Genomic DNA, 23,824 nt, shown 5'->3' with positions numbered 1-23,824 from the left:
TGGAAATCCCAATCTTACCACCAATCTCCTGGATCGGCTGCTTAATGGCCTCTCGGGCAATCTCAATGTCAGATTTATAACTCATGTGGGCTTTTGCCTCCCTGCAGAATAGGCCAAACACGTCCGGACCCGACAGTCTGGTAGACCGGGTGCAGAATCAAATTATTTCTTTAAAGTAAATAAATATTCCCCATGGTCAATGTTTGAATTGTACAGCAACTGGATCAGACGCAGTTTCCGAAAGGCACAATAATTGAAATCAGACAGAAAAATTACGCGTAACGTTTTCGTCCAGCGCTGAGCCCCAAAAGCCAGTCTTGGACAATACGCTGTTCCGGAAACGCTTTGTGTGCGGGGCTTCTCAGCAGATAGTATCCTGAGCTTGTCCTAACCGATGCACCGTCAATTGGTCGAACCAATGCTTTGCTCTCAAGCAAGGGGTCAACAAGATGCGCCCATCCCAACGCGATACCCAAACCATCGACTGCTGCCTGCACGGACAATGGATAGGTGTTGAAGGCCACCGCACGTTCCATAGGAGACGTTGCAACACCGTTCGCCCCCAGCCAGGTGCGCCATGTCATCCATTCTGCGTGGCTGCTTGTGACTTCGATCAGGTCCAGCTGCGGCAGGGCAGTGAGATCAGTCGCCGACGGGTTAGTTTTTAAATACTCTGGGCTGCACACAGGAAACACTGTTTCACCAAACAGTAGTTGTGCCTCGTAGCCGGGCCAATCGCCATCTCCGCGCAGTATGGTCAGATCCATAGCTTCAGACAAACACTCGGCGTCGCTGTCCGAGGACACAAGCGAAATCCGTATCCGACCATTGGACTTGTTGAACTTCCGCAATTGCGGCATCAACCAAAGCGAAGCCACGGAATTGGTTGCAGCAATCGAGACCGTATTGGCTTGATGTTTGGCCAACATATCCCGACTGACATCTCGCATCAGATCAAGCGATTGTTCTACTGTTGCGAGCAGAATGGCACCCTGTTGTGTCAAGGATACCGACCGATGCCCCCGCACGAACAAGGGCACATCATAGTGTTGTTCCAGCAAACGTACTTTTCGACTGATTGCAGTCTCTGAGATATTAAGAACCTTGCTCGCTTGCGCAAAACTCTGCGCCTTGGCTGCGGCCTCGAAGGCCAAAAGATAGTCGAGCGGCGGTAGAACTTTACCGGTAGCTGGCGCTTTCTTTGGCATTTGACGACATAATCCCAAGCTGGACCTGTTCACGATCAGTATCGATGTTCCCGGGGCAAAACACATTTGACCAGGCAACCGATTGTTAAAATAACAAAATTTCTATTTTGCCTCAAGAATTTATAGGCAAAGCCCCTCAAATCTCTGTTCTGTGTTCCCCGTATTTATGGGCAGAATGCAAAAATTCGGGACCGGAAGAGTCCTTACGCTGAAAATACTCGTCACTCAGGGAGCGAACATGAAACTTACAAACCTACTTTCTGCTGCAACCTTGGCAGCGGCAGCGGGAACCGGCGCGATCGCCGAAGACAGCAGCGATCCGATCGTTATCCCCATTCACAATTGGTCAAGCCAGATCGTGATGTCGAACGTTGTTGGTCTGATCTTCGAAGAGATGGGCAACAACGTCGAATATGTCACCACCGACAGCCAGGCTGTCTATGAATCGGTGCGCCTGGGTGACGTGGCGCTGGAAATGGAAGTCTGGGAAGGCGCGTTTGGCGCGTCCTACCGCGCGGCTCTGGAAAAAGGTGGCCTGCACGATGCTGGCGATCACGACGCAGTCACGCGTGAGGATTGGTGGTACCCGATGTGGACCAAGGACTCCTGCCCTGGTCTGCCAGATTGGCAAGCGTTGAATGATTGCGCACATTTGTTCGCTACAGCGGAAACCGGCGACAAGGGTCGGTATCTCGATGGCCCGGTTGACTGGCTGAAGCATGGTAAAGAACGTGCCGAGGCGCTGGATCTGAATTTTACCGTGATCAACGCGGGCTCGGCCGCAGCCCTCTGGGCCGAGATTGGCGCGGCTGAGGCCGACAAAACGCCGGTTCTGGTGTTCAACTGGACGCCAAACTTCGCCGAAGCTGTTTGGCCTGGTGAGTTCGTCGAATTCCCCGCATGGGAAGACGGATGCGACAAAGATCCGGCCAAAGGTCCGAACCCGGATGCGTTGTATGATTGCGGCAACCCCGCCAAGGGTTATCTGAAAAAAGCTGCATGGGACGGAATGAAGGACAAATGGCCGGCCGCGTATTGCGCCCTGACCGAGATCTCGTTCACCAACCCTCAGATTGCCGAGATGGCGAAATTGGTCGACACTGATGAGCTTGAACCGGAAGAAGCGGCAGAAGAATGGCTGGACGCCAATCGCGCCGTAGTTGATCCCTGGATCAGCGCCTGTAGCGGGTAATTCGGTCAATCTTAACGAAATTGGCGCGGCCTTGTTTGTCTCAGCGACGCAAGGCCGCGTCTAACTGGAAAGAAAAACAGCCATGTCCGCCGCAGCACCTGTGATCTCAGCCAAAAATGTCTGGAAACTGTTTGGGCCCTCGCCAGAAAGCTATCTCAAGTCTTTGCCCGAAGGCCGCAGCTTCGATGAGATCCGGGCCGATGGATACATCGCCGGTGTCAAAGACGTCTCGATCGAAGTGGGTCGTGGCGAAATGCTGGTCATCATGGGACTTTCAGGATCGGGCAAATCGACACTAGTGCGGTGCTTCTCGCGCCTGCATGACATTACGGGCGGTACTATCGAAGTTGACGGGCAGGACGTCATGAGCCTGAGCGAGCGCGAACTGATCGAGTTACGTCGCAAAAAGATGGGTATGGTGTTTCAGTCGTTCGGTCTGCTGCCACATCGTACGGTTCTGGAAAACGTGGCATTCCCACTGGAAATGCGTGGACAAGATCGCCACGACCGACGCGAACGCGCGCTGGAAGTCATCAAGCTTGTTGGGCTCGAAGGACGAGAAGAATATTTTCCGCGCGAGTTGAGCGGCGGTCAGCAACAGCGAGTTGGGATTGCCCGGTCACTGGCCATCGAGCCGGACATCTGGTTTCTCGATGAACCTTTTTCGGCACTGGATCCGTTGATCCGCCGTGAAATGCAGGACGAATTCCTGCGACTTCAGGAGCTACTGGGCAAAACCATCGTCTTTATCACCCATGATTTTGACGAAGCCCTGCGCCTTGCCGATCGGATTGCGATCATGCGCAACGGCGCGGTCGAGCAATGTGATACCCCTGACAAGATCGTGATGAACCCTGCGACCGAATACGTGGCGAAATTTACGGAGGACATCGACAAAGCCAGGGTCGTGCATGCGCGAGGTTTGGCAAAACCGGTGAACGGACATGCATTGGAAGGTGCCCCGATCGATGGCGGTGCCACCATTCACGAACTGGCACGTGTGTTGGTCAATGACAACCGCATCCTGCTGCCGGTGGCAGATGACCAAGGCGTTGTAACCGGCGTGCTGGAGCGCGACGCTGCATTGAACGTTCTTCTCGGAGCCGACTGATGGCGACGCTGTCCACCGATCTGCCCGGCACAGCAGGCAAGCCGTGGAGTCGTACCAGAGTCCTGACGGTGCTACTGGTCACCGCCTTTGTGCTGATCGTTGCCAAGGCAGCAGGTATTTTGCCTGAATGGCTGAACCGCATCCCAGAAGCGGCGATCCCTCCGACGGCACAAGTGTTGGACGCAATTTTCAGCTTCATTCAGAATGACCTCGGTCTGATCTATGTGACCCGATTTATTGCCGAAGGCCCGCTAGAGTTCTTGCTGGACACGTCAGCGAACCTATTAGAAGGCAAACGGCGTTGGCCATTTCTGGGGCCTATCCCATGGTCGGCAATCGCCGCCGTGGCCGCTGTCATTGGCTACGCTGTTGGTGGGTGGAGGTTGGCCGCCTTGGGTGCGGGAACCTTTATTTGGACCGCAGCAATCGGGCAATGGAAGATCGCCATGCAGACGATGTCTGTCATCGTGGTCGCCGCACCATTGGCGTTTCTGCTGGGCTTGGGTCTGGGTATCGCCGCCTGGAAATACGGCTGGTTCGAGCGGATGCTAAAACCCATCCTGTCTGTGCTGCAAACCCTGCCCTTTTTCACATATCTTTTGCCAGCAGTCATCTTTTTCAAGGTGGGACCAACCGCCGGGGCCGTGGCAACAATTACCTTTGCTATTCCGCCAATGATCCTGATGACCACTCTGGGCCTGAAAAAAGTCAGCCCGGAGGTGATCGAGGCGGGTCAGATGTCTGGCTGCACCCGCTGGCAGATGCTGCGCCACGTTTATGTTCCGGCCGCACGTACTGAAATTCTGGTTGGCGTCAATCAGGTCATCATGCTGTGTCTGGCAATGGTAGTTCTGACCGCCTTCATCGGCATGCCGGGCCTTGGTGCCAAATTGCTGGCCATGATGGGCAGTTTCAAGCTTGGCCGATCCTTTGAGATTGGCATCACGATTGTTCTGCTGGCAGTCACCCTGGATCGGATGTCCAAAGCCTGGGTCGTCAAGCAACCGGTTCATTTCGAACGCGGCACACCGTGGTGGAAACGGCATCAGATTTCTCTTGTCGCTTTAGGTCTGTTCGTCGGGTTCATCCTGCTGTCGCAGTTGTTCCCGATCCTGGCTGAAATTGGTCGCAAGCAACACCTTAGCCAAGGCAAAGAAATTGATGTGGTCATCAAATCGTTCCTGGCCGTGGACTTCATCAAAGGAACGACCGAGTGGCTGCGCTGGTTCCTGAACGTCAAGGTATTGATCCCGTTCCGCAACACATTGCTGGCCATTCCGACACCTGCCTTTATCTTGCTTGTTGTTGCATTCGCCTATTGGGTCGGAGGGCGGCGACCGGGCATCTATGCCGCGATCTTTTTTACCATTGTCGCCTTCTCAGGCTGGTGGGACCGGTCCGTGATCACGCTCTATACTGTGATCTCTGCGGTTGCGCTGGCAACATTGATCGGCATTCCACTGGGCGTGGTTGCGGCCCGTTCGGCATATTGGTCCAAGAGCATTCTATTGGCGTGCGACACCGCCCAGACCTTCCCCAGCTTCATATACCTGATCCCCGCGATCATGCTGTTCGGTGTCAACGACGTCGCTGTGGTGTTCTCGATCCTGATTTTCGCAGCAGTGCCGCTGATCCGATACACCATTATTGGTCTTGGCAGTGTGCCCCCGGAAATGACCGAAGCAGCAGACATGTCCGGGTCCACACGGCATCAAAAGCTGATGTCGGTCCAGTTTCCATTGGCGCTGCCGACAATGGCGGTCGGGTTCAATCAGGCAATCATGTTTGCCTTCTTCATGGTCATTATTGCTGCCTTCATCGGCACACAGGATCTGGGACAGGAATTACAGCGCACACTGGCCGGGACGGAACTGGGTAAGAACTTTGTTTTGGGCCTGAACGTGTCGCTGATGGCACTGACCTTTGACATGGCAATCAGCAGTTGGGCCGAAAAGCGCAAACGCGCTTTGGGTCTGGATTAACCGGAGGATCGAAGATGAACGTTCAGCCCGTCTTTGAAGTACCTTATGAACGCAGCGGCGTTCTGACCCCCGGTCTTCCCATCCTGCCGCACGGGACGGAACGCCATCCGGTACCCGGTGCCGGGTCGCGGGCTGTTCCGATCTCCAAGGGCGATACGATCACCTTGCTGGATCGAGACGGAATGCAACCCGCCGAGATGGTCTTCTTTGCCCCCGATCGAAGCTCTGATGCAGCGATGCTTGGAACACAAAGTCACGGCCGTCCCGAAGGGTTGATTGCGACCCTGGCAAACGGGTCGCCCTCGGGCAAAAAGGTGCTGCGCGCTTTGCAAGCCGCAGGATTCAACATCGGTAACGGCGACGCCATCCGGGCATTCACCGACGGCTCGCGACCCGGCGACATGGTGCATTTCGTGGCCGAATGTGATGGCCTTCTGATCGTGGCCGCCCCAGGCGAGGCGATGCGACCGGAAAAGAGCAATCCCCCAACAGACATCATCCTGTATATCCAGCGCGCCGCCCCGGGTCTGGAGAAGCCTGATGTGGGTCCGCCCGATCCCTTGGCCGACCCACTAAGAGATCTCAACATTCAACCGGGCAACGCCAAATCCTATGAGGTCAAGGCCGGAGAGTATATCCAGATCGTGGATATCAGGGGGCGCGAATGCTCGGACTTCCAGGCCTTCAGCCGCCGCGCATTGGATCAGGGGATCGAGCGCGAAATTGACCCAACGACCACCCGCAGCCTGATGGGCAGTCTCTACCCGCAGCCAGGGATATACTCAAAATACTGGTCGGTTGATCAGGAACCTCTGATCGAGATTGTTCAGGATACCTGCGGGCGTCATGACACCTTCGGATTGGCTTGCACTGCGCGATACTACGAAGATCTTGGCTATCCAGGGCACCTGAATTGCTCGGACAATATCAACAAGGATCTGGATCAATACGGTGTAAAGCCACGTGCTGGTTGGCCTGCGATCAACTTCTTCTTCAATACAATGCTGGACGACACAAATGCGATTGGCATGGACGACCCCTGGTCACGGCCGGGGGACTTCGTCCTGCTGCGCGCCTTGACCGATCTGGTTTGCGTCAGCACCGGCTGCCCCTGCGACATTGATCCGGCCAATGGCTGGAACCCCACCGACATTCAAGTGCGAACTTACAAGGCGACCGAGGATTTCAATCGATCCTATGGCTACAGAAAATCTGCGGAGGCGGACGTGGAAGACACCAAGAAAACTGCATTTCACGACTGCTTTGCCCGGCACACCCGTGATTTTGTCGAATACAATGGCTATTGGCTACCCAACACCATGACCAATCACGGCGCGATTGCCGAATACTGGGCCTGCCGGGACAAGGTCGCCGTGATGGACCTGAGCCCGCTGCGAAAATACGAGGTGATGGGCCCCGATGCGGAAGAGCTGATGCAGCTTTGCGTGACCCGCAACATGAAAAAGCTAAGCGTTGGCCAGGTCGTCTATACGGCAATGTGTTATGAACACGGCGGTATGATCGACGATGGTACGGTCTATCGGTTGGGCGAGACAAACTTCCGTTGGATCGGCGGCAATGACACAAGCGGGTTGTGGCTGCAGGAACAGGCGCTCAAGCGGAACATGAATGTCTGGGTGCGCAACTCGACCGACCAGTTGCACAACATCGCGGTTCAGGGACGTCACAGCCGCGACATCCTTTCAAAGATATTCTGGACACCGCCCCGGCAACCAACAATCGAGGAATTGCCGTGGTTCCGACTTGCAGTTGCAAGGGTTGGGGATGTGCAGGGTACGTCTGTCGTGATTTCACGAACGGGGTATTCCGGCGAGCTGGGTTATGAAATCTTCTGCCACCCAAAAGATGCCACCGAAATCTTTGATCGCGTCTGGGAGGTTGGGCAAGATTACGGAATTACACCTCTGGGCCTCGCTGCATTGGACATGTTGCGGATCGAAGGCGGTTTGATCTTTGCGGGGTCTGAATTCGACGACCAGACCGATCCGTTTGAGGCTGGCATCGGCTTTACGGTGCCATTGAAATCGAAAACCGATGATTTTATCGGACGTGCCGCGATCGAAGACCGCAAGGCACATCCGCACCGTAAGCTGGTTGGTTTCGAAATCGAGGGGGGAACTGTTCCGTTGCCGGGCGACTGCGTGCGCGTCGGAAAAGCACAGGTTGGAGAGATCACCAGCGCCATGAAATCTCCAATCCTGGGCAAAGTCATTGCCTTGGGCCGGGTTGCGACCACCCATGCCACCATAGGAAGCGATATCGAGATCGGACAACTGGACGGTCAGCAAAAGCGCCTGAAAGCCAAAATCGTCCCTTTCCCGCATTTCGATCCGACGAAGGAGCGTGTGAAAGGCCTGTATTCCAAAGCAGATGTTCCTGACGCAGCCGAATGACTGCTCGGCTGCAGGCGTATTGTACAAAGCATGAAAGCGGCATGAAAGCTGATGCAGGCCTAAAAACACAATCTCGAATTTGCCTTAGCGCCTGTAGCAAAAAACAGCGTTTTGGAGGTTCACATGTGCAAGTTCAGTGAGCACGTCAAAGCTCGGAGTGTCCCCAAAACAGGACCAGAAGCCATAACAGGCCATGGAATTCCATTGCTCAAGCGACTTGCCATCGTATTGATCGTGGCAGTTCAACCAACATCTGGTATGGCTGACGCATGCACGCGAATTTCTGCGCTAGAAAGCTATGAAGACACTGGTCTCGCCCCTGAAGGATCAATATGCGAGACTTTCGTTGGCTTGATCTACTCAAGAGGCGTTTCGTGCTTTTGGGAATTTCCATTCAGAAGCACCGAGGCCACAAGCATCTTCAACGTCATGTGGGCCGAAATAACAGATTGTAAAAAAATGGTTTCTTCTTCTGACGACAAGCCCGTCAATCACCCCGACAGCTATCAACTCAAGGAAATGATCGCCAATGATGGCGTTTACCGCGTCGCAATAAAAGACAAAGGTTTAGAAAACCGTACTTTAGTGTTTTTGACTGTCGAGCAAGGCGATTGAATTGACTTATGCAGATGGCTTAGTCGGATGTGCGACAAATACTGAGATGAATTGAGAGGGCGGGGGCCCTTACTTTGATCGCGGCGCGAGAAGAACGGACTTTTCGCCTCCTGTGACCTAGCGCTTCAGAACAAGCTGATGGGTCAGGTCAACCTTCTCAGCGTTGGTCACGGCCGGGTCAGCGAAGGCGGTTCATTTCTGATCTGACCTTTAGCACGGTCGCCACATGAGCTATCGTCGACCCAATATCCAGAAACACAGGACCTCCGTATCGTGGTGCCGCGTTGAGGCCAAAGGCATAACCCGCGCCTGGGGGCGTAGACCGGCCTAAAGCAATTTTCCTATCCGCTTCTGTATCTGCCTCGAACAGTGGACGAAGGAAGCAAATCGGTTTCCCGACCAGTCTCGTGTAATGCGGACGGTGCTTTCGTGATCCCTGAATTCGGCCTCGGCGTAGCGACCGAAAATTTCAAAGGTCTGCCAACATTTCACTTGCATATACATGCTTTTTCTTTCCCTTAGTTGGCATCGTTTAGACCATGACCAGGCTCTCCTCACCAAAGGCCAGCGACGAAGAGATCTCCTCGTGGAAGGCGAGCGGCAACACTGTTATGCAGGTACATGCCGCACCTTCACCCGGTGTATTGGTGCCTTTGATCCGTCGCGACCTGCATTGTTTGGGGGAAGAGGACATGACCCAAAAGAACTTTGTACCCAAGGGGGCGGCCAGTTTTCGCATTAGCTACGACGGGCCAGCGAAAGAGATCTATTTCCTGCTGCTACCAAAGCTGACCATGCTGGCCTTCAGCGCAGCGGTCGAGCCTCTGAGGATTGCCAATCAGATCACCAACAAAGAGCTCTACAGATGGTTTTTGATCACCGAAGACGGAAGCTCTGTAATGTGCTCCAACGGTATCGAAATCACCCCGGATTTTGCCCTTCAACATCTACCCCGTTCATCCAGATTTTTTGTCTGTTCGGGCATAGAACCGGCAGAAAGCACCAATCGCAAAGTTCAGTCCTGGATCAGCCGACAGATTGCCTTTGGGTGCAAACCCGGCGGCATTTGTTCCGGCGCGTTTGCACTTGCACAGGCAGGAGCTTTGACCGGCAGGCGGTTCACATTGCACTGGGAAAACCAACCGGCATTTCTTGAGCATTTCAATGATCTGGAACCGTCAGCAAATCTATATGAAATCGACAATGATCTGATGACCTGTGGAGGTGGAAATGCGGCAACTGATTTGATGTTAGACATGATCGAATCCGACTTTGGAAAAGACCTGGCGATAATCGTCTCTGACATGTGCATTCACTCCCGTTCGAACAACAGGCAAACCCTTCAAAAGTCCGCCTTTTCGGTGGCACTGGGCAGCCGGAACCAACATCTGATCAACGCGATGCAGATAATGCATGAAAACCTTGAAGAACCGCTCGATATCTCCGAAATCACTAAAGCCGTAGATATCTCCCGCCGTCAGTTAGAACGGCTTTTTCAGAAATATGTCGGGACCTCGCCTACGCAGTATTACATCGAGCTACGGGTTGCACGGGCTTACGCCTTGTTAAATGAAACCGAGATGACAGTGTCAGAAATTGCGGCTGCCACAGGTTTTGGCAGCGCCACTCAACTTACAGTTCGATTTAAAAAACGCTATGGCGAGGCGCCAACTTCCTTTCGAAGAGGCTGGTCTGAAAGGCGCGGATGATCACGTCACATCTTCAATAACGCTTTTTAGACACAAGTCTTGGGTTCTCGGATGATCCGGCACAACTGCGATATGCTCCTCTGTCCAGAAGCCGCAGTCGACCAATGCATCAATGACAAAGCGTGTTCCTTCAGGACGTTTCTGATTAGCGAAGCCTACTGCGAAGCAGCTAGGTGTTGGCGCGAACAATGCGGAGATCAATCGCCTGCCGATACCTGAGCAGGCCGCGGTCAACCAATACTGTGTGAACCCGAGAAGACAAAACGGAGAACCATGAAACTAGGGCACTTGCAGCACGCCAAATCCGCAGCTCAGCCTAAACCAGATGAGAAGTGACAAAACAAAGTCAAGCTGCCGCCTGTCTCAAACCATCGATAACAGACAAGTACTTGACATATATTGACTTTTAGAAGTGCCCATGAAGACGCGTTGTCACTTAGCTAAGCGGCGAACACCTCTCCTCTCAATTCCGCCCCGTTGGGATGACCTCATAGCCGGGTTCCTCGGGCTCATCGTCCGTCATTTCCGGTGGAAATCCCGGTGCTCGGATATCCAGACCGGTTGCATCCTCCAGACGCTTGATGATGTTTGGTGACAATTCACGATCACCATAACGAGCGATGCCATCGTCGAAGATGCTGCAAATCAACGGTGAAATCTCCAAAGGCACGTTGTTGCGCTCTGCGATTTCCTGGAACAGCCCCACGTCTTTTTTGACCAAATCCATGGTGAATGAAATATCCCGAGACCCATTCAAAATGACCTGACTTTCGGTGACATGGCTGAAGGATGTTCCCGACGAGATCTTGATTGCCTCATACGTGGTGTTCAGGTCCATTCCGGCAGCTTTGGCAGTGACAAGCGCCTCGGCGTTGGCCGCCAGATGAACGGTTGCCAGATAGTTGGTCAACACTTTCAGCATCGACGCCGATCCCAGATCACCGGTATGCAATACCCGACGTCCCAAAGTGGTCAGCAAAGGCAGAATACGTTCGAATGTGGGGCGATCGCAGCCTGCAAAGATTGAAATATTCCCTGTATCAGCCCGGTGGCATCCACCCGACACGGGGCAGTCAACAGCGGCCCCGCCCGCCGCGATAACCAGACCTCCTAGACGCTCGGCCTCGGCCTGATCAGTCGTCGACATCTCCATCCAGATCTTGCCTTCGCGAACCTCAGGCAACATCTCCTGCATGACGGCATCAGAGGCGGCGGGTGACGGCAGGCATGTTATTACCGCATTGCAGTCACGCATCATCTGTGCCGGATTTTCGCCTGCCGTTGCGCCCTTGGTGACTTTTTCGGCAACCAGATCGGAGTTTAAATCATACACTGTCAGATCAAAGCCGTTCCGCAGCAGGCTACCACTCAGTTTGCCGCCGACATTGCCGAGGCCAATAAATCCTATTTTCATTGTTCCCCACCCTGTTGTTGAGAAAAGTTGTAGACCACGTCACCAAAGCGATTTTCCGGAAACCCGTAGATGAACTCAATGCCCTCAGTGCCAGCCGTTACGCCATGTATTGTCCCGCCCGGGATGAAGAGCGCCATGCCTGGGCCAACTGATGTAATCTTGCCGTCAATTGAAACCTCTGCATATCCGGATACGACAAAATAGAACTCTGCCGGGTCGTGACTGTGCAGTGGCAAACTGCCGAAGGCCGGAATACTCGCGATCCCCAGGACCAGATCTGTTGATGACATACGGTCCCCACAAATCAACGTTTGCCACATCACGTCGCCATACCTCGCGTCAAAACCGCCTTCGATTGGCGCGTCGTCGCGATGGGTCGCCCAAGCGCTGGTTGTATTTTCGGAGCCGGAGGCAGACGGCTCCGGAAGAAAATCGAGGGTGGTGTGCGACATTGCACTCTCCGATGAAATGGCTGCCTTTTTTGGTCAGACAGGGTTGCTGTTGCGAATGTTAGGATTTGGCCTGGCTCAGGCCGATAACCCAAGCCCGCCTCTGACTTTGAGTTCGAGGTAATCTTCCAGCCCAAACGGCCCGCCTTCGCGCCCGTTACCGGATTGTTTATACCCCCCGAACGGCGAGCCGTAGTTGGTGCTTTGACCGTTGATCGTGACAGTGCCCGCACGCAGCGCTGAACAAACGCGTTTGGCACGCTCCGCGTCTCCTGTCTGAAGGAATGCGGCCAGGCCAAATACTGTATCGTTGGCGATGGTGATCCCTTCCTCTTCGGTCTCGAAGGGGATGATGACCAGAACAGGGCCAAAGATCTCTTCGCGCGCGATACGCATTTGGTTGTTCACATCCGCAAAAACGGTCGGACGGGCATACCAGCCCTGTTCAAACCCAACGGGTTTGCCAAGACCACCAGCCAAAAGCCGCGCGCCTTCGTCCAACCCAGTCTGAATCATTGCCTGAACGCGGTCATATTGTAACTGGCCGAAGAGAGGACCAATATGATCACCGGGATCAGCAGGCTCCCCAATCTTTTGATCAGCAGCGGCGCGGGATGCAATCTCAAGGACGGTTTCATAACAACTGCGCTCGACCAGCATACGGGTTGGCGCGTTGCAAGACTGGCCAGTGTTTTGAAAGCAATTGGCAACCGATGCAGTTACGCGCGCCTCTAGATCCTTACCGTTATCAGCAAAGATCAGGTTGGGGGATTTCCCGCCTAGTTCCAGCGCCACACGTTTGACTGTATCGGCGGCGTCCTTTGACACCATTATGCCTGCCCGGGTCGAGCCGGTGAAGGACATCATGGCAATGTCTGGATGACGCGACATTGCCGATCCAACCTCTGGGCCATCCCCGAAGACCAGATTGAAAACACCTGGCGGATATCCCGCCTCGTCGATGAGCTCGGCAAAAAGTGCTGCCGAAAGCGGTGTGTATTCCGAAGGTTTCAAAACGCAGGTGGCCCCAACCGCCAAAGCAGGCAGGACCTTTTGGGCGACCTGGCTGATTGGCCAGTTCCACGGTGTGATCAACCCGCAGACGCCGATCGGTTCGCGATACAGCACATCGCCGTTTGGCAGGGTCTCGCAGTCAACGTGAGCCTTCAGCACCTCGATGAACGACTTGATATGGTCTACTCCACAACCCGCTTGCATCGCACGCGACATATCGATGGGCGCGCCCATTTCGCGGGTGATCGCCCAAGCCATCTCTTCCAGCCGGTTGGTGTAAACTCCCAGCAAGCGGTTCAGCAGCGCGATACGCTCAGCCTTGGAGGTTTTGGAAAACGTCTCAAAGGCCCGGCTTGCGGATGCAACAGCCCGATCGACATCCAAAGCGGTGCCAAGCGTGACTTCGCCCAGAATGCTATCGTCTGCAGGATTCTTAATAGCGAAGCGCGTGCCGTCGACCGAAGCCACCCAACCGCCATCGATATAGTGTTTGTTAAGCTTTTCCATTGCGTTCACCATTCATGAGTGATCATGGGTTCACCGGCTCGGCCACCACATTCAGGTGCAATTCTTTGCCGGTATAAGGATGCGCAGCGATGACCGCATCGTTTAACTCCGCGCCCAACCCCGGAGATACCGGGGGGAGGACAAAACCCGCCTCCCAGGAGATGGGCGTGGTCAGGAAGTCCATAAACGGGCCGTCAAAGCGACCGATGGCTTCCAGGATCAGAAAATTGGGACTGCAAGTTGCGATCTGGATATTTGCTGCGGCCACAACGGGGCCACAATACAAATGCGGAGCAATCTGCGCCTGACGCGTTTCGGCCATGGATGCTATTTTCTTAGCTTCCAGCAAGCCACCTACCCGACCCAGGTTCATCTGTAGAATTGAGGCTGCGCCAGCTTCGAGCAGGCGGGCAAACTCATGCTTGGTGCAAAGCCTTTCACCTGCGGCGACCGGGATGGCAGTGTAACGGGCAACTTCTGCCATATCGGCCGGGTTTTCCGGCGGAATAGGCTCTTCAAACCAAAGCGGGTCATACGCCTCGAGCCGTCGTGCCATGCGTTTGGCACCCGACACGGTGAACTGGCCATGGGTACCAAACAGAAGATCGGCCTTATCGCCCACAGCGCTACGGATCTGTCGGCAATAAGCCTCGGACAGGTCCAGATCGCTGAGCCGTGGCTGATGGCCGTCATAAACTGTGTATGGACCTGCGGGGTCGAATTTGACGGCAGTAAAGCCCTGTTCAACAGCCCGCACCGCCGCCTCAGCGGCGATATCCGCGTCATTGTAGACGTTGGGCTCATCAGGGTCCGGGTAAACATCGCCTTCGGCGGGATAGAGGTATGTGTAGCTGCGAAGGCGGTCGTGAACTTTGCCGCCCAACAGCTGATAGACCGGCTGATCGGCGGCTTTGCCGATTATGTCCCAGCAGGCCATTTCAAGCCCGCTCAGCACGCCCATCACAGTTACATCGGGGCGCATAGTAAACCCGGCGCCATAGGTCTGACGCCAGAGTCGTTCAATATGGTGCGGATCCCGACCAGCGAATTGCCGTTCAAACACATCATGTGCCATGGCGGTACAAAGATTGGGCCCGAAGGTTGCATTGTAAATTTCGCCCACGCCGGTGATGCCGCAGGCGGTTGTGAGGCGCAGAAAGATAAAATACCGGCCGCCGTGGCGTGGCGGCGGATTTGCCACTACGAAGGTTTCAAGCTTTTCCAGTCTCATACTGCACCTCCTTGCCGGATCGGTTGTGCCGTATCCTGCAGGATCATTTCAGCGCCGCGCGCGGCCAGCATCATGACAGGTGCATTGGTGTTGCCAGACGTCACGTTGGGAAAAGAGGATGCATCGATCACCCGCAATCCTGACACGCCATGCACCCGTAAGCGCGCGTCCAGAACAGAAGATTTAGCCGAGGCGCCCATGCGGCAGGTGCAGCTGGCGTGATAGATCGAACTGGCGCGCGCCTGAAAATCGGTAAGCAAATCATTGTCGGACATGGCCGCGATATCCGGACCGTCGCGCAATACAGACCGAATGGCGGGCGTCTCTGCCAGTTTTTGTGCGGCACGACCTGCTGCAATGGCAAGCGCGCAGTCTTCGTTGGTCGAAAGCGAATAAGGTCTGATGTCTGGCGCAGCATTCGGATCGGCTGAGGTGATCGCCACCTCACCCCGGCTGGTCGGGCGGCAGGGCTGCACACATATCAGAAACCCGGCCTTAGCTGCGACGTCAGTTTTGCCACCAGCGCGCACTGCGTAGGACATCGGGTTGCAGTATATCTGCAAATCCGCACGCTGACCTTGGTCGGAACGTATAAAGCCGCTGACCTGATTGATCGGTACGCTGAGCGGCCCGGCCCGTGTCAGAAGATACTGTAAACCCGCCGCGATTTTGCCGGGCCAGCTGCCCAAGCGGTTGTTCAACGTCGGCTCGGTGGCGGCAAACTGATAAGAGATTCCCAGATGATCCTGCAGCCCCTGCCCCACTTGCGGCAGGTTGGCCTGAACTTTGATCCCGTGGCGTTGCATCAGCTCTGCCGGGCCGATCCCTGAAAGCTGCAAAAGCTGTGGCGAGTTGATCGCGCCAGCGCTGACAACCACCTCACGTCCCGCCATGGCCTGCACCCGCCGCGTGCCCTGACTGTACTCGACCCCAGTGGCGACACCGTTTTGCAGTACTATTCGTTCTACCAGAGCGTTTGACACAACCCGCAGGTTTTGCCGCTTCAATGCAGGTCGCAAAAACGCATCAGCTGCCGACCAGCGCCGCCCGTTTTTTACAGTACAGCGCAGACGCGCAACCCCTTCTCGTATTGCCCCATTCAAATCATCAACGACAGGCCACCCCGCTTGTTGGGCAGCCTGCAGAAAATGGGCGGAAAACGGATGCATACGCGTGCCGACGTCACTGATATGCACGTGCCCGAAGCTGGGCCCTTCGGTTTCACATCGGTTTTCAAAGGTTTCAAGTTGGGAATAGGTTGCGCTGACAGACTGCCAGTTCCAACCCGTCGCACCAGCGGTCTCCCAATCGTCGAAGTCATGGGGAAGGCCTTGCAGGTAAGCCATCGCATTGATCGAAGACGATCCGCCAATCACCCGTCCACGCGGCCAAAAGGCAGCGCGATTGGCAAGACCAGCGTCGGGTTTGGCGGTGTAGCACCAGTTCAAAGATGGATCATCGTAGGTCTTACCATACCCCAGCGGTACCTTGATCCAGAAGCGGCGGTCGCTGCCGCCCGCCTCAATCAGCAAAACCTTGTGACGTCCACTCGCCGAAAGCCGATCAGCCAGAACACATCCTGCTGAACCCGCTCCTACGACAATGAAATCGTACGCCTCCACCCACGCCTCTCCCTGCAATTGCCACGGCTCTATCGTTGGCCCGGTGACATTTCTGCAAAGAGTTCCCACATGATGATTGTTAATTCAAACAATGGATTTTATGGTATTGACCTAAAATTATTTAAAGGTTGTGCGCTTATGGACCTACCTCACCCAACCTGGCTCCGTACCTTCGAGGCGGCCACTCGGCTCGGTAGTTTTTCTGCCGCGGCGGCTGAACTTGGGTTAACGCCAGCAGCCGTCAGTCAACAAATGCGCTTGCTTGAAAAGCATCTAAAAACAACGTTGTTTGAAAGACTGCCGCGCGGCGTTGCTTTGACGGATATGGGCAAAGCCTATGCCCAACCTGTTCGGAAAGGCCTGAGCGACATGCAGGTTGCCACCACAGGGTTGTTTGGCAAAACGAAGCGACAACAACTCAAGGTTCGGGCATCAATCTCTTTTGCAGCTTTGATCATTGCACCCAGGCTGAACGAGTTTTTCGCCAATCATCCCCATATCGACGTAGAACTGTCTACATTCGTCTGGGCTAACAGATTTCAAGAGGGGATAAGTGATGTCGATATCCGTTTTGGATACGGAGATTGGTCAGATGGTCGTGTTACACATCTCGGTCATGAATTTGCTGTCCCAGTTTGCCATCCAGACTTCCTAGGAAACTTCCAAGGCGAACCAACCCTCGATATACTGGCCGCACAGCAGATCATTACAATTCATGGGTCTGAATCAGATTGGCCACAGCTATTTCAACAACTCGACCTTTCGATGCCTGTTCAGGCCAGGGTAACACGATTTGATTCATCCTTGATGGCTTTGCAGGCCATCAGCGCAGGGCCCGGGATGGCCATCGTATTAGAGAGCTTTGCGCAATCGTTCATTCAACGAGGGCTCGTTACGTCGCCGGTGACGGAAAAGATTGCCATCCGGCCCGCTCATTTTCTGGTAGAACGCGATGGCTCTGAGCGCCGCGACGAGATCCGTACCTTTTCAGATTGGATCAGAACCATCTATTCGGATACCGCAGGCTAACCATTCCACAAATTGCTTGGTTTTTCGCGCCCGCCAACGCCGAACAGTATGTAGCGATCAAATCAGGGGCCATTTCCTAGCCCATAACAACTACAGATGTCATTCCTTCCGGAAGGTCGTTTTGCACTTCTGAAAATCAGGCGTGTCAACGCTCCAAGTGTGAAGCCATCTTTGGTCCACATCCATTATTCCGCACGGTTCGGCACCAAGAACCTCTGCGAGGCGTCCTACTTCCTTGGACACTTCCGCAGCATCGCCGATGCCGATCTGATCTGGGCAACAGGCGTGCCAAAACTGATCGGGGCCTGGACCCTTCGGGTGTCCTCAAAGAAGTGGTCCTTATGTTTTGAAGATCGATGAAATCAAGGCTTTTGGCGCCTGGATGCCACCAGCTGGGTAGGTCGAAATCTGAACATCAGAATTCTGGAGGTAACGCGGCAATACCATGCGCGCAGTGCATCTTTATTAAACTGTATCGATCTGACCTGATCCGCCGTGCATGTTTCCAATCGGGTTCGATCAGACTTGGATGTCGACCCAACTTGACATCACTCTATCTTCATCGCCTCGGTTTCAATACTGATGTTGACTACATCCCCGACCAGCCCGTTTTCCACCGCATAGGTCATGCCGAAATCGCTGCGCTGGATCGTGGCAGTCATCGACAAGCCTAGAACCTCGCGCTGGTGGCCGAACGGGTAGCCTGCAATCTTGTTCAGATTCACGTTAAGCGTCACAGGCTGGGTCACGCCAAGGATCGCAAGGTCGCCGGTGACGGTTCCGGTGGTATCGCTGGTAGGAGCGCCGCCGTTAGCGACAAAGGTGATTTCGGGATGTTCCGAGACATGCAGGAAATCAGGTTTGCGCACATGCCCATCGCGCGCTTCGTTGAACGTGTTGACCGACGCCGTACCTATCGTCACCGAGACATCGCCCAATTCTTGGGTGTCCACGTCATACATGAAACTGCCGTTGACGTCGGTGAATATACCGAGTGTCTTGGCGAAGCCGATGTGATCCACGGTGAAGTAGATGGATGTGTGTTCCGGGTCGAGTTCATACCGCGCCATGTCCGCCTGCGCAGTTGCTGCGAAAGTGGTGAAGAAAGCCGTTGTGACAAGGAGCGTACGCATGGTTTATGTGTCCTGTTCTAAGCGCGTGAAATGCCTTGGTGGGCGAAAACATCGCCATTGGGGACGCGCGGTCTAACTCTGCTATTGTGGCATATAGGGTGGTTGAGAGATAGGGCAGGTTCGATCTGATGCAGGCTGAGCAGCTGCGATGTGCAACGTGGAACATCCACCGCGCCAAGGGAAGTGACGGCAACGTCGATCCTGGGCGCGTTGTCGAGGCGATTGATCATTCACTGACACCTCTGGGCCTACATGTTCTGGCCTTACAAGAGGCAGACGGAGAGTGCCGACCTCACGCAAGTGTGGTCAATGTGCAAGAGATCGCAACCCGCACCGGGCTCGAATACATCCATGACTGCGCGCTAAGATGGGGAACCGAAAGCGATGGGTTTCTGGGCACCATCCTGTTTTTGTCACCGTCGCTGGAACGTACGAAAACCGACTTGATAGATCTACCGGGTCATTGTCACCGCGGTGCAGTGTCTGTCGAGGCAACGTTTAACACACGCGAGGTCAGGATCATGAGCACTCATTTGTCTCTGTCGCAGCCTCTACGCATCATCCAGATGAGGACCATCGGGCAATATCTGCGACGGCGCCCGCCCATGCAAACCATCCTGCTTGGAGATCTGAACGAGTGGCGTCCCTGGAGCGGGCTGATGCTCAATCGCCGACTGATTGGTACTGCGCTGCGCGGCCCTGCCCGCCGCACGTTTCCCAGTAGATGGCCACTTCTGCCGTTGGACCGTATCCTGACCAACCCGCCGGGCAAAGTGCTGCAATCGCGCACCGTTACGTCGACAAAGGTAGCACTGGCATCGGACCATCTGCCGCTGGAGGCGACGGTCACAGTTCCGTGATGTGGTTGTATAGTCCGCGTGGCCGTGGGTTATCTAAGGTGTCCAATGCCGCCCGCGGACCTAAGTAACAGACGAATTGGGTGAAGTAACACATGTTTCGCAGCACACCACACCTTGTCGAGCAGACGCTTGAGCCCCGCACACCAATAGCCGGGTTCTTGGGTGTTTCTGCTGTTCTGGGTGTGGTGCTGGCGCTGGTGTCGTTCTTTGCCTACGGCATGCTTGCAGTGCCGATTTTGATCTTCGCCGGCGCAGCGACGGTGGCGGGACATGCTCTGAATAACAGATATCCGCACCCGGTTCTGGGCGCCTGCAACATCGTCACCCTGGCGCGCGTGGCCATGATAGCCTTTCTGACTGGGGCGCTTGTGTCGCCCGACGTGTCCGTCTGGGTGGTGTTTGCAGTGGCAAGTTTGGCTTTTGCGCTGGACGGCGTTGATGGATGGCTGGCCCGACGAGCGGATCTGGTTTCGGATTTCGGTGGGCGGTTCGATATGGAAACGGATGCCGCTTTGGGCGCAGTGATTTCCCTATGGCTCCTGATCAGCGGGACCATCGGCGCTGAAATCCTGATCCTGGGATTCATGCGCTACGCTTTTGTCGCTGCAGCCTTCGTATGGCCGGCGTTGCAAGCGCCCTTGCCGCAAGCATTCCGACGCAAAGCAATCTGTGTCGTTCAGATCGCAGCGCTGATCTTTTTGCTCTTTCCCCTGACACCGCAGGTCGCTGCAATACCCGTCGCTGCAATTGCAGCCCTGTTGCTAAGTTGGTCGTTTCTGGTCGACATCCTTTGGCTTGTGAGGCGCGCCGCATGAGGCGCGTTGTGGCACTGGCCGTTTCCGCAGCGGTGGTCTTTGCCGTTCTGGTATTGCCGAACCATCCGGGCGCCGTGGCATGGAACACGCTGAACCGCTGGCCGCTGGAGCTGCCAGTGTTGCTTCTGGGTATGGTGGCCATTGGGCGGCGTATGGGTGTGACTTACGTCTGTGCGCTTTTGCTATTGCTGGCTATCGTGATCAAAGTTGCAGATTTCGGGATGTTCAGCGCCTTCAACCGCACGTTTAATCCCATCCTCGATACGTTTCTAATTGGCGCAGGTCTGTCTCTATTGCGCGAAAGCGTTGGGGGCGTGCCAACCGTATTGGTGGTCATCGGGACCGCAGGGTTGCTGGTTCTTCTGTTTCTGGTGCTCGAGCGCAGCTTGCGCACTTGGGCTTCAATTGGGCCCGCTCGCTCGCTGCGCGTAACAGCGGCTTTTCTGGCGCTGTTGTGCGCGGGCTGGGCTGCGGCAGATACCGGGCATCACTTCGAATACTGGCGCTTTGACAAGAGCCCGCCGGGCACGGCCTGGACCACGCGCTTAACACTCAAACGCGGAATCGAGGTGCAGCAAACCGCCACGGAGCTTGCCCGATTTACTGCAGAGGCAAACAAAGATACCTACGCGAATTCTGCCGGTCTCTTGAATGCGCTTGAAGGTCGGGACGTTGTTTTGATCTGGATCGAAAGCTACGGGCGCGCCAGTTTTGACAATCCACTATATGCGCCGACCCATTTGGAAACACTGCGCGTGGCCGAGTTCGAGATCGCACGCTCTGGTATGGCGATGAAAAGCGGTTGGTTGACCTCACCGACCTCGGGCGGTCAGAGCTGGCTTGCTCATGGTGCCTTGGCAAGCGGGCTATGGACGACGAACAGTGGGCGCTACACCGCGATGCTGGCCAGCGGTCACAAGTGGTTGTTCCACTTCGCTCAGGATGCAGGCTACCGCACGACGGCGATCATGCCCGCGATCACTATGGGATGGCCAGAAAGCCTTGCGATGGGCTTTGACACGGTCATCCCGGCAGCGGACATCCCCTATGAGGGCGCGCGCTTTCGCTGGGTCACGATGCCTGACCAGTTCACATTGGCCACTTACCCTGCACTTTTGCCCGCGGACCCGCGCCCGGATTTCATACAAGTCGCCTTGATCTCCTCGCATGCCCCGTGGACGCCAATCCCGGATGTGGTGCCGTGGGATAGGGTTGGCAATGGGACGGTTTTCAACGAAATGGCGGCCCGCGGACCTGCGCCAAAGGATCTCTGGCGCGACCGGGACGCCGTGCGCGATGCTTATCGCAGGTCCGTGGACTACGCGCTCCGGGTTACATTCGAGCATGTGGCGGACCTGGGCGATAACGCGCCGCTGGTAATCGTCGCAGGCGATCATCAGGCTGCAGGATTTGTGGCGGGAAGCGACAACAAGGATGTCGCCGTGCACATGATTGGCCCGCCGGACCTTCTGAGCCTGATTGATCATTGGGGATGGACCGATGGTCTTGTCCCTTCAGCAGAGGGTCCGGTGCGGCGCATGGACAGTTTCCGCAATAACTTTCTGGATGCTTTCACGCATGCGCAACTTTCGAAGATGGCCGGCCAATGAGTATGCGTGGGATCAAACTTGCGGTTTCAATTGGCTGCCTTGTCATTTTGCTGTGGTGGACCAACCCCGCAGAGGTGCTGGCGCAGTTGCGCGGCGCGGACATGAAGTGGATTGCGCTGTCCTTGCTAGCTTTGACAGTCGCTACCTTTTCGATGGCCGACCGCTGGAAAACCACCGCCGGCGCATTTGACATACGCTTCAGTTACGCGTTCGCCTTGCGCGAATACTACCTCGCCCAGTTAATCAACAGCGCCTTGCCCGGTGGCGTCGCAGGTGATGTGACCCGAGCGGTCCGGGCCCGTGGCGCTGCGGATGTTATCCGCGCTGCGCAATCGGTGATGGCCGAACGGATGCTTGGCCAGGTCGCCATTCTCGGTCTCATGTATGCAGGTTTTACCATCACTCTGGCGATGCCTGCAGGCCCCGACTGGACCCGTTTGAGTCTGCTTGTCTTGGTGGTCCTGACAGGGTGCGGTTCGGCGGCTTGGTTAGTTTCAAGACGCGATAGCGTGACAGGACGGTTCGTTCAAAAGGTCCTGAAGCTGATCCCCCAACCTGTCATTCTTCTCCATAGTGCAATCACAACACTGTGTCTGATCTTTGGCTTTTACGCTTGCGCGCGGGCAATAGGCACCTTCATTCCGGCCGCGGCGTGGGCAACGCTGATCCCGCTGATCCTGTGCGCGATGCTGATCCCTCTGTCGGTTGGCGGCTGGGGTTGGAGAGAGGGCGCTGCCGCCGCCCTCTTTCCGATGATCGGTGCGCCCGCCAGCGCGGGTATCGCAACCGGGGTCACTTACGGTGTCGTGCTCTTCGTCGCGGCGCTACCCGCCGCTGCCATTCTTGTGGCCCAGAGCTTTTCCGGAACCACCTTAACCAAGGAGAAACCAGATTTACCATGACACAACCTGCACATCTCACCCGCCGTTTCTTTCTGCAAACCAGTGCAGCAGGGGTGGCAACCGCAGCCGCAGGCGTGCCTGCGTTCGCCGCCACGTCGGTTAACTTCCAGCTTTCATGGCTGCATTCTGTCCAATTCGGTGGCAGCTACATCGCGGCGAAAAAGGGGTACTGGACTGAACAGGGACTCGATGTTTCGCTTAGTCAAGGCGGTCCCAACGCCCCGGTCGAGCCGCCGGTGGTCTCTGGCACAGCTTTGGTCGGGATTTCCGCCGCCGACTACACAGCCGCCGCCGTTTCCCAGGGCGCACCGTTCAAGATCATCGCCGTGGCCATGCAAAAGAACCCTTTCGCCATTGCATCGCTGGCGGCGAACCCGGTGAACACGCCGGCAGACCTTGTGGGCAAACGGATCGGCATGGCGGTCGCCAATACGCCGGTGCTGCAGGCGCTTTGCACTCTGAACAATCTCGACATCAACGATATCGAGATTGTGCCAACGCAATATGACCCCGCCCCACTGGTCAGCGGTCAGGTCGATTGCCTGCTGTGCTGGGAAACGGATTTACCGGTCGCGATGACCGTAAAGGGCGTCGATAATACGACAATGCTGATGGCGGATCATGGCTATGCCCTGCATTCCCAAACCTATATCGCGACCGAGGAGTCGATCGCCAACCAGCGTGCTGATCTCGTTGCACTGATCAAGGGCGAGGTGATGGGCTGGAATGACTACCTGAACGACACGGATGCCGCCGCTGCGCTGACGGTCGAGATGTTCCCTGATGCAGGTCTCGACCTACAAACCCAGAAGCTACAGGCCGCACGTCAAGTCCCGTTGATGTTCTCTGACCTGACCGCCGAAAACGGCTTTGGTTGGTTCACAGATGACACGGTGTCAAAGAACATTGAGACTTTGGCCCTGCTCGACCATGACGTGTCGGCGGGTTTATGGGACAGGTCGATACTGGAAGAGGTGCATGGCTGATCCAGCGCAAGGATTGCCGCG

At 55.5% G+C, this 23,824-nt stretch carries 20 protein-coding genes; 13 read left to right on the top strand and 7 right to left on the bottom strand.

What is annotated here, in order from left to right; translation table 11 throughout:
- Positions 1-272: 272 nt before the first annotated feature.
- On the bottom strand, positions 273-1,208 hold the full coding sequence (locus ACR0BU_RS14195) for a LysR substrate-binding domain-containing protein (RefSeq protein WP_298934778.1): 936 nt from the start codon (positions 1,206-1,208) through the stop codon (positions 273-275).
- A 238-nt stretch (positions 1,209-1,446) separates the two neighbouring features.
- Here ACR0BU_RS14195 and ACR0BU_RS14190 point away from each other — a divergent pair, with 238 nt between their 5' ends.
- From ACR0BU_RS14190 to ACR0BU_RS14165, 6 genes are all read left to right on the top strand, one after another.
- Positions 1,447-2,400, top strand: coding sequence for an ABC transporter substrate-binding protein (locus tag ACR0BU_RS14190; protein WP_298934777.1), 954 nt, complete (start codon positions 1,447-1,449; stop codon positions 2,398-2,400).
- An 82-nt stretch (positions 2,401-2,482) separates the two neighbouring features.
- Entirely contained in the window at positions 2,483-3,511 is a 1,029-nt protein-coding gene (locus ACR0BU_RS14185; protein ID WP_299083689.1) for a quaternary amine ABC transporter ATP-binding protein, read from the top strand.
- Positions 3,511-5,493: an ABC transporter permease gene (locus ACR0BU_RS14180; protein WP_480737958.1), complete on the top strand. Its 1,983-nt coding sequence runs from the start codon at positions 3,511-3,513 to the stop codon at positions 5,491-5,493. Before ACR0BU_RS14185 ends, ACR0BU_RS14180 begins: the two co-directional genes overlap by 1 nt.
- Positions 5,494-5,507: 14 nt before the next feature.
- Positions 5,508-7,907, top strand: a complete 2,400-nt coding sequence (locus ACR0BU_RS14175; protein WP_480737957.1) for a trimethylamine N-oxide demethylase — start codon at positions 5,508-5,510, stop codon at positions 7,905-7,907.
- Between the two features lie 123 nt (positions 7,908-8,030).
- Positions 8,031-8,522 carry a hypothetical protein gene (locus ACR0BU_RS14170; RefSeq protein ID WP_480737956.1) on the top strand — a complete coding sequence of 164 codons (492 nt, stop codon included), beginning with the start codon at positions 8,031-8,033 and terminating at the stop codon, positions 8,520-8,522.
- A 692-nt stretch (positions 8,523-9,214) separates the two neighbouring features.
- Positions 9,215-10,231, top strand: a complete 1,017-nt coding sequence (locus ACR0BU_RS14165) for a GlxA family transcriptional regulator (protein ID WP_480737955.1) — start codon at positions 9,215-9,217, stop codon at positions 10,229-10,231.
- A gap of 463 nt (positions 10,232-10,694) precedes the next feature.
- On the opposite strand, the gene ACR0BU_RS14160 is transcribed toward ACR0BU_RS14165, so the two are convergent.
- From ACR0BU_RS14160 to ACR0BU_RS14140, 5 genes are all read right to left on the bottom strand, one after another.
- Positions 10,695-11,645 (bottom strand): NAD(P)-dependent oxidoreductase, encoded by a 951-nt coding sequence (locus tag ACR0BU_RS14160; protein ID WP_300072934.1) that lies wholly within the window; start codon positions 11,643-11,645, stop codon positions 10,695-10,697.
- Positions 11,642-12,097 carry a cupin domain-containing protein gene (locus ACR0BU_RS14155; protein ID WP_300072936.1) on the bottom strand — a complete coding sequence of 152 codons (456 nt, stop codon included), beginning with the start codon at positions 12,095-12,097 and terminating at the stop codon, positions 11,642-11,644. Before ACR0BU_RS14155 ends, ACR0BU_RS14160 begins: the two co-directional genes overlap by 4 nt.
- Before the next feature lie 75 nt (positions 12,098-12,172).
- Positions 12,173-13,615: an aldehyde dehydrogenase family protein gene (locus tag ACR0BU_RS14150; protein ID WP_480737954.1), complete on the bottom strand. Its 1,443-nt coding sequence runs from the start codon at positions 13,613-13,615 to the stop codon at positions 12,173-12,175.
- Between the two features lie 22 nt (positions 13,616-13,637).
- Positions 13,638-14,846: a mandelate racemase/muconate lactonizing enzyme family protein gene (locus tag ACR0BU_RS14145; RefSeq protein WP_480737953.1), complete on the bottom strand. Its 1,209-nt coding sequence runs from the start codon at positions 14,844-14,846 to the stop codon at positions 13,638-13,640.
- Positions 14,843-16,468, bottom strand: a complete 1,626-nt coding sequence (locus ACR0BU_RS14140) for a GMC family oxidoreductase (RefSeq protein WP_480737952.1) — start codon at positions 16,466-16,468, stop codon at positions 14,843-14,845. The genes ACR0BU_RS14145 and ACR0BU_RS14140 overlap by 4 nt, the downstream gene beginning before the upstream one ends.
- Before the next feature lie 69 nt (positions 16,469-16,537).
- Between ACR0BU_RS14140 and ACR0BU_RS14135 the strand changes: the two genes are divergently transcribed.
- The gene (locus tag ACR0BU_RS14135; RefSeq protein WP_298934766.1) at positions 16,538-17,497 is read left to right on the top strand and encodes a LysR substrate-binding domain-containing protein; all 960 of its coding nucleotides are present in this window, start codon (positions 16,538-16,540) and stop codon (positions 17,495-17,497) included.
- Between the two features lie 96 nt (positions 17,498-17,593).
- The gene (locus ACR0BU_RS14130; protein WP_298934765.1) at positions 17,594-17,857 is read left to right on the top strand and encodes a hypothetical protein; all 264 of its coding nucleotides are present in this window, start codon (positions 17,594-17,596) and stop codon (positions 17,855-17,857) included.
- A gap of 188 nt (positions 17,858-18,045) precedes the next feature.
- On the opposite strand, the gene ACR0BU_RS14125 is transcribed toward ACR0BU_RS14130, so the two are convergent.
- The gene (locus ACR0BU_RS14125) at positions 18,046-18,630 is read right to left on the bottom strand and encodes a YceI family protein (RefSeq protein WP_298934764.1); all 585 of its coding nucleotides are present in this window, start codon (positions 18,628-18,630) and stop codon (positions 18,046-18,048) included.
- Positions 18,631-18,758: 128 nt separating this feature from the next.
- Here ACR0BU_RS14125 and ACR0BU_RS14120 point away from each other — a divergent pair, with 128 nt between their 5' ends.
- The 5 genes from ACR0BU_RS14120 (at position 18,759) to ACR0BU_RS14100 (ending at position 23,803) form a co-directional block, all read left to right on the top strand.
- Positions 18,759-19,490, top strand: coding sequence for an endonuclease/exonuclease/phosphatase family protein (locus tag ACR0BU_RS14120; RefSeq protein WP_480737951.1), 732 nt, complete (start codon positions 18,759-18,761; stop codon positions 19,488-19,490).
- A gap of 92 nt (positions 19,491-19,582) precedes the next feature.
- Positions 19,583-20,305 carry a CDP-alcohol phosphatidyltransferase family protein gene (locus tag ACR0BU_RS14115; protein ID WP_480737950.1) on the top strand — a complete coding sequence of 241 codons (723 nt, stop codon included), beginning with the start codon at positions 19,583-19,585 and terminating at the stop codon, positions 20,303-20,305.
- Complete coding sequence (locus tag ACR0BU_RS14110; protein ID WP_480737949.1) at positions 20,302-21,915, top strand: sulfatase-like hydrolase/transferase; 1,614 nt, start codon at positions 20,302-20,304, stop codon at positions 21,913-21,915. Before ACR0BU_RS14115 ends, ACR0BU_RS14110 begins: the two co-directional genes overlap by 4 nt.
- Positions 21,912-22,817 (top strand): lysylphosphatidylglycerol synthase transmembrane domain-containing protein, encoded by a 906-nt coding sequence (locus ACR0BU_RS14105; RefSeq protein ID WP_480737948.1) that lies wholly within the window; start codon positions 21,912-21,914, stop codon positions 22,815-22,817. The genes ACR0BU_RS14110 and ACR0BU_RS14105 overlap by 4 nt, the downstream gene beginning before the upstream one ends.
- Positions 22,814-23,803, top strand: coding sequence for an ABC transporter substrate-binding protein (locus ACR0BU_RS14100; RefSeq protein WP_480737947.1), 990 nt, complete (start codon positions 22,814-22,816; stop codon positions 23,801-23,803). Before ACR0BU_RS14105 ends, ACR0BU_RS14100 begins: the two co-directional genes overlap by 4 nt.
- The last annotated feature ends 21 nt before the right edge of the window (positions 23,804-23,824 follow it).

Source organism: Ruegeria sp. CK2, assembly GCF_056536585.1.
This window is presented reverse-complemented; position numbering and strand designations above follow the sequence as displayed.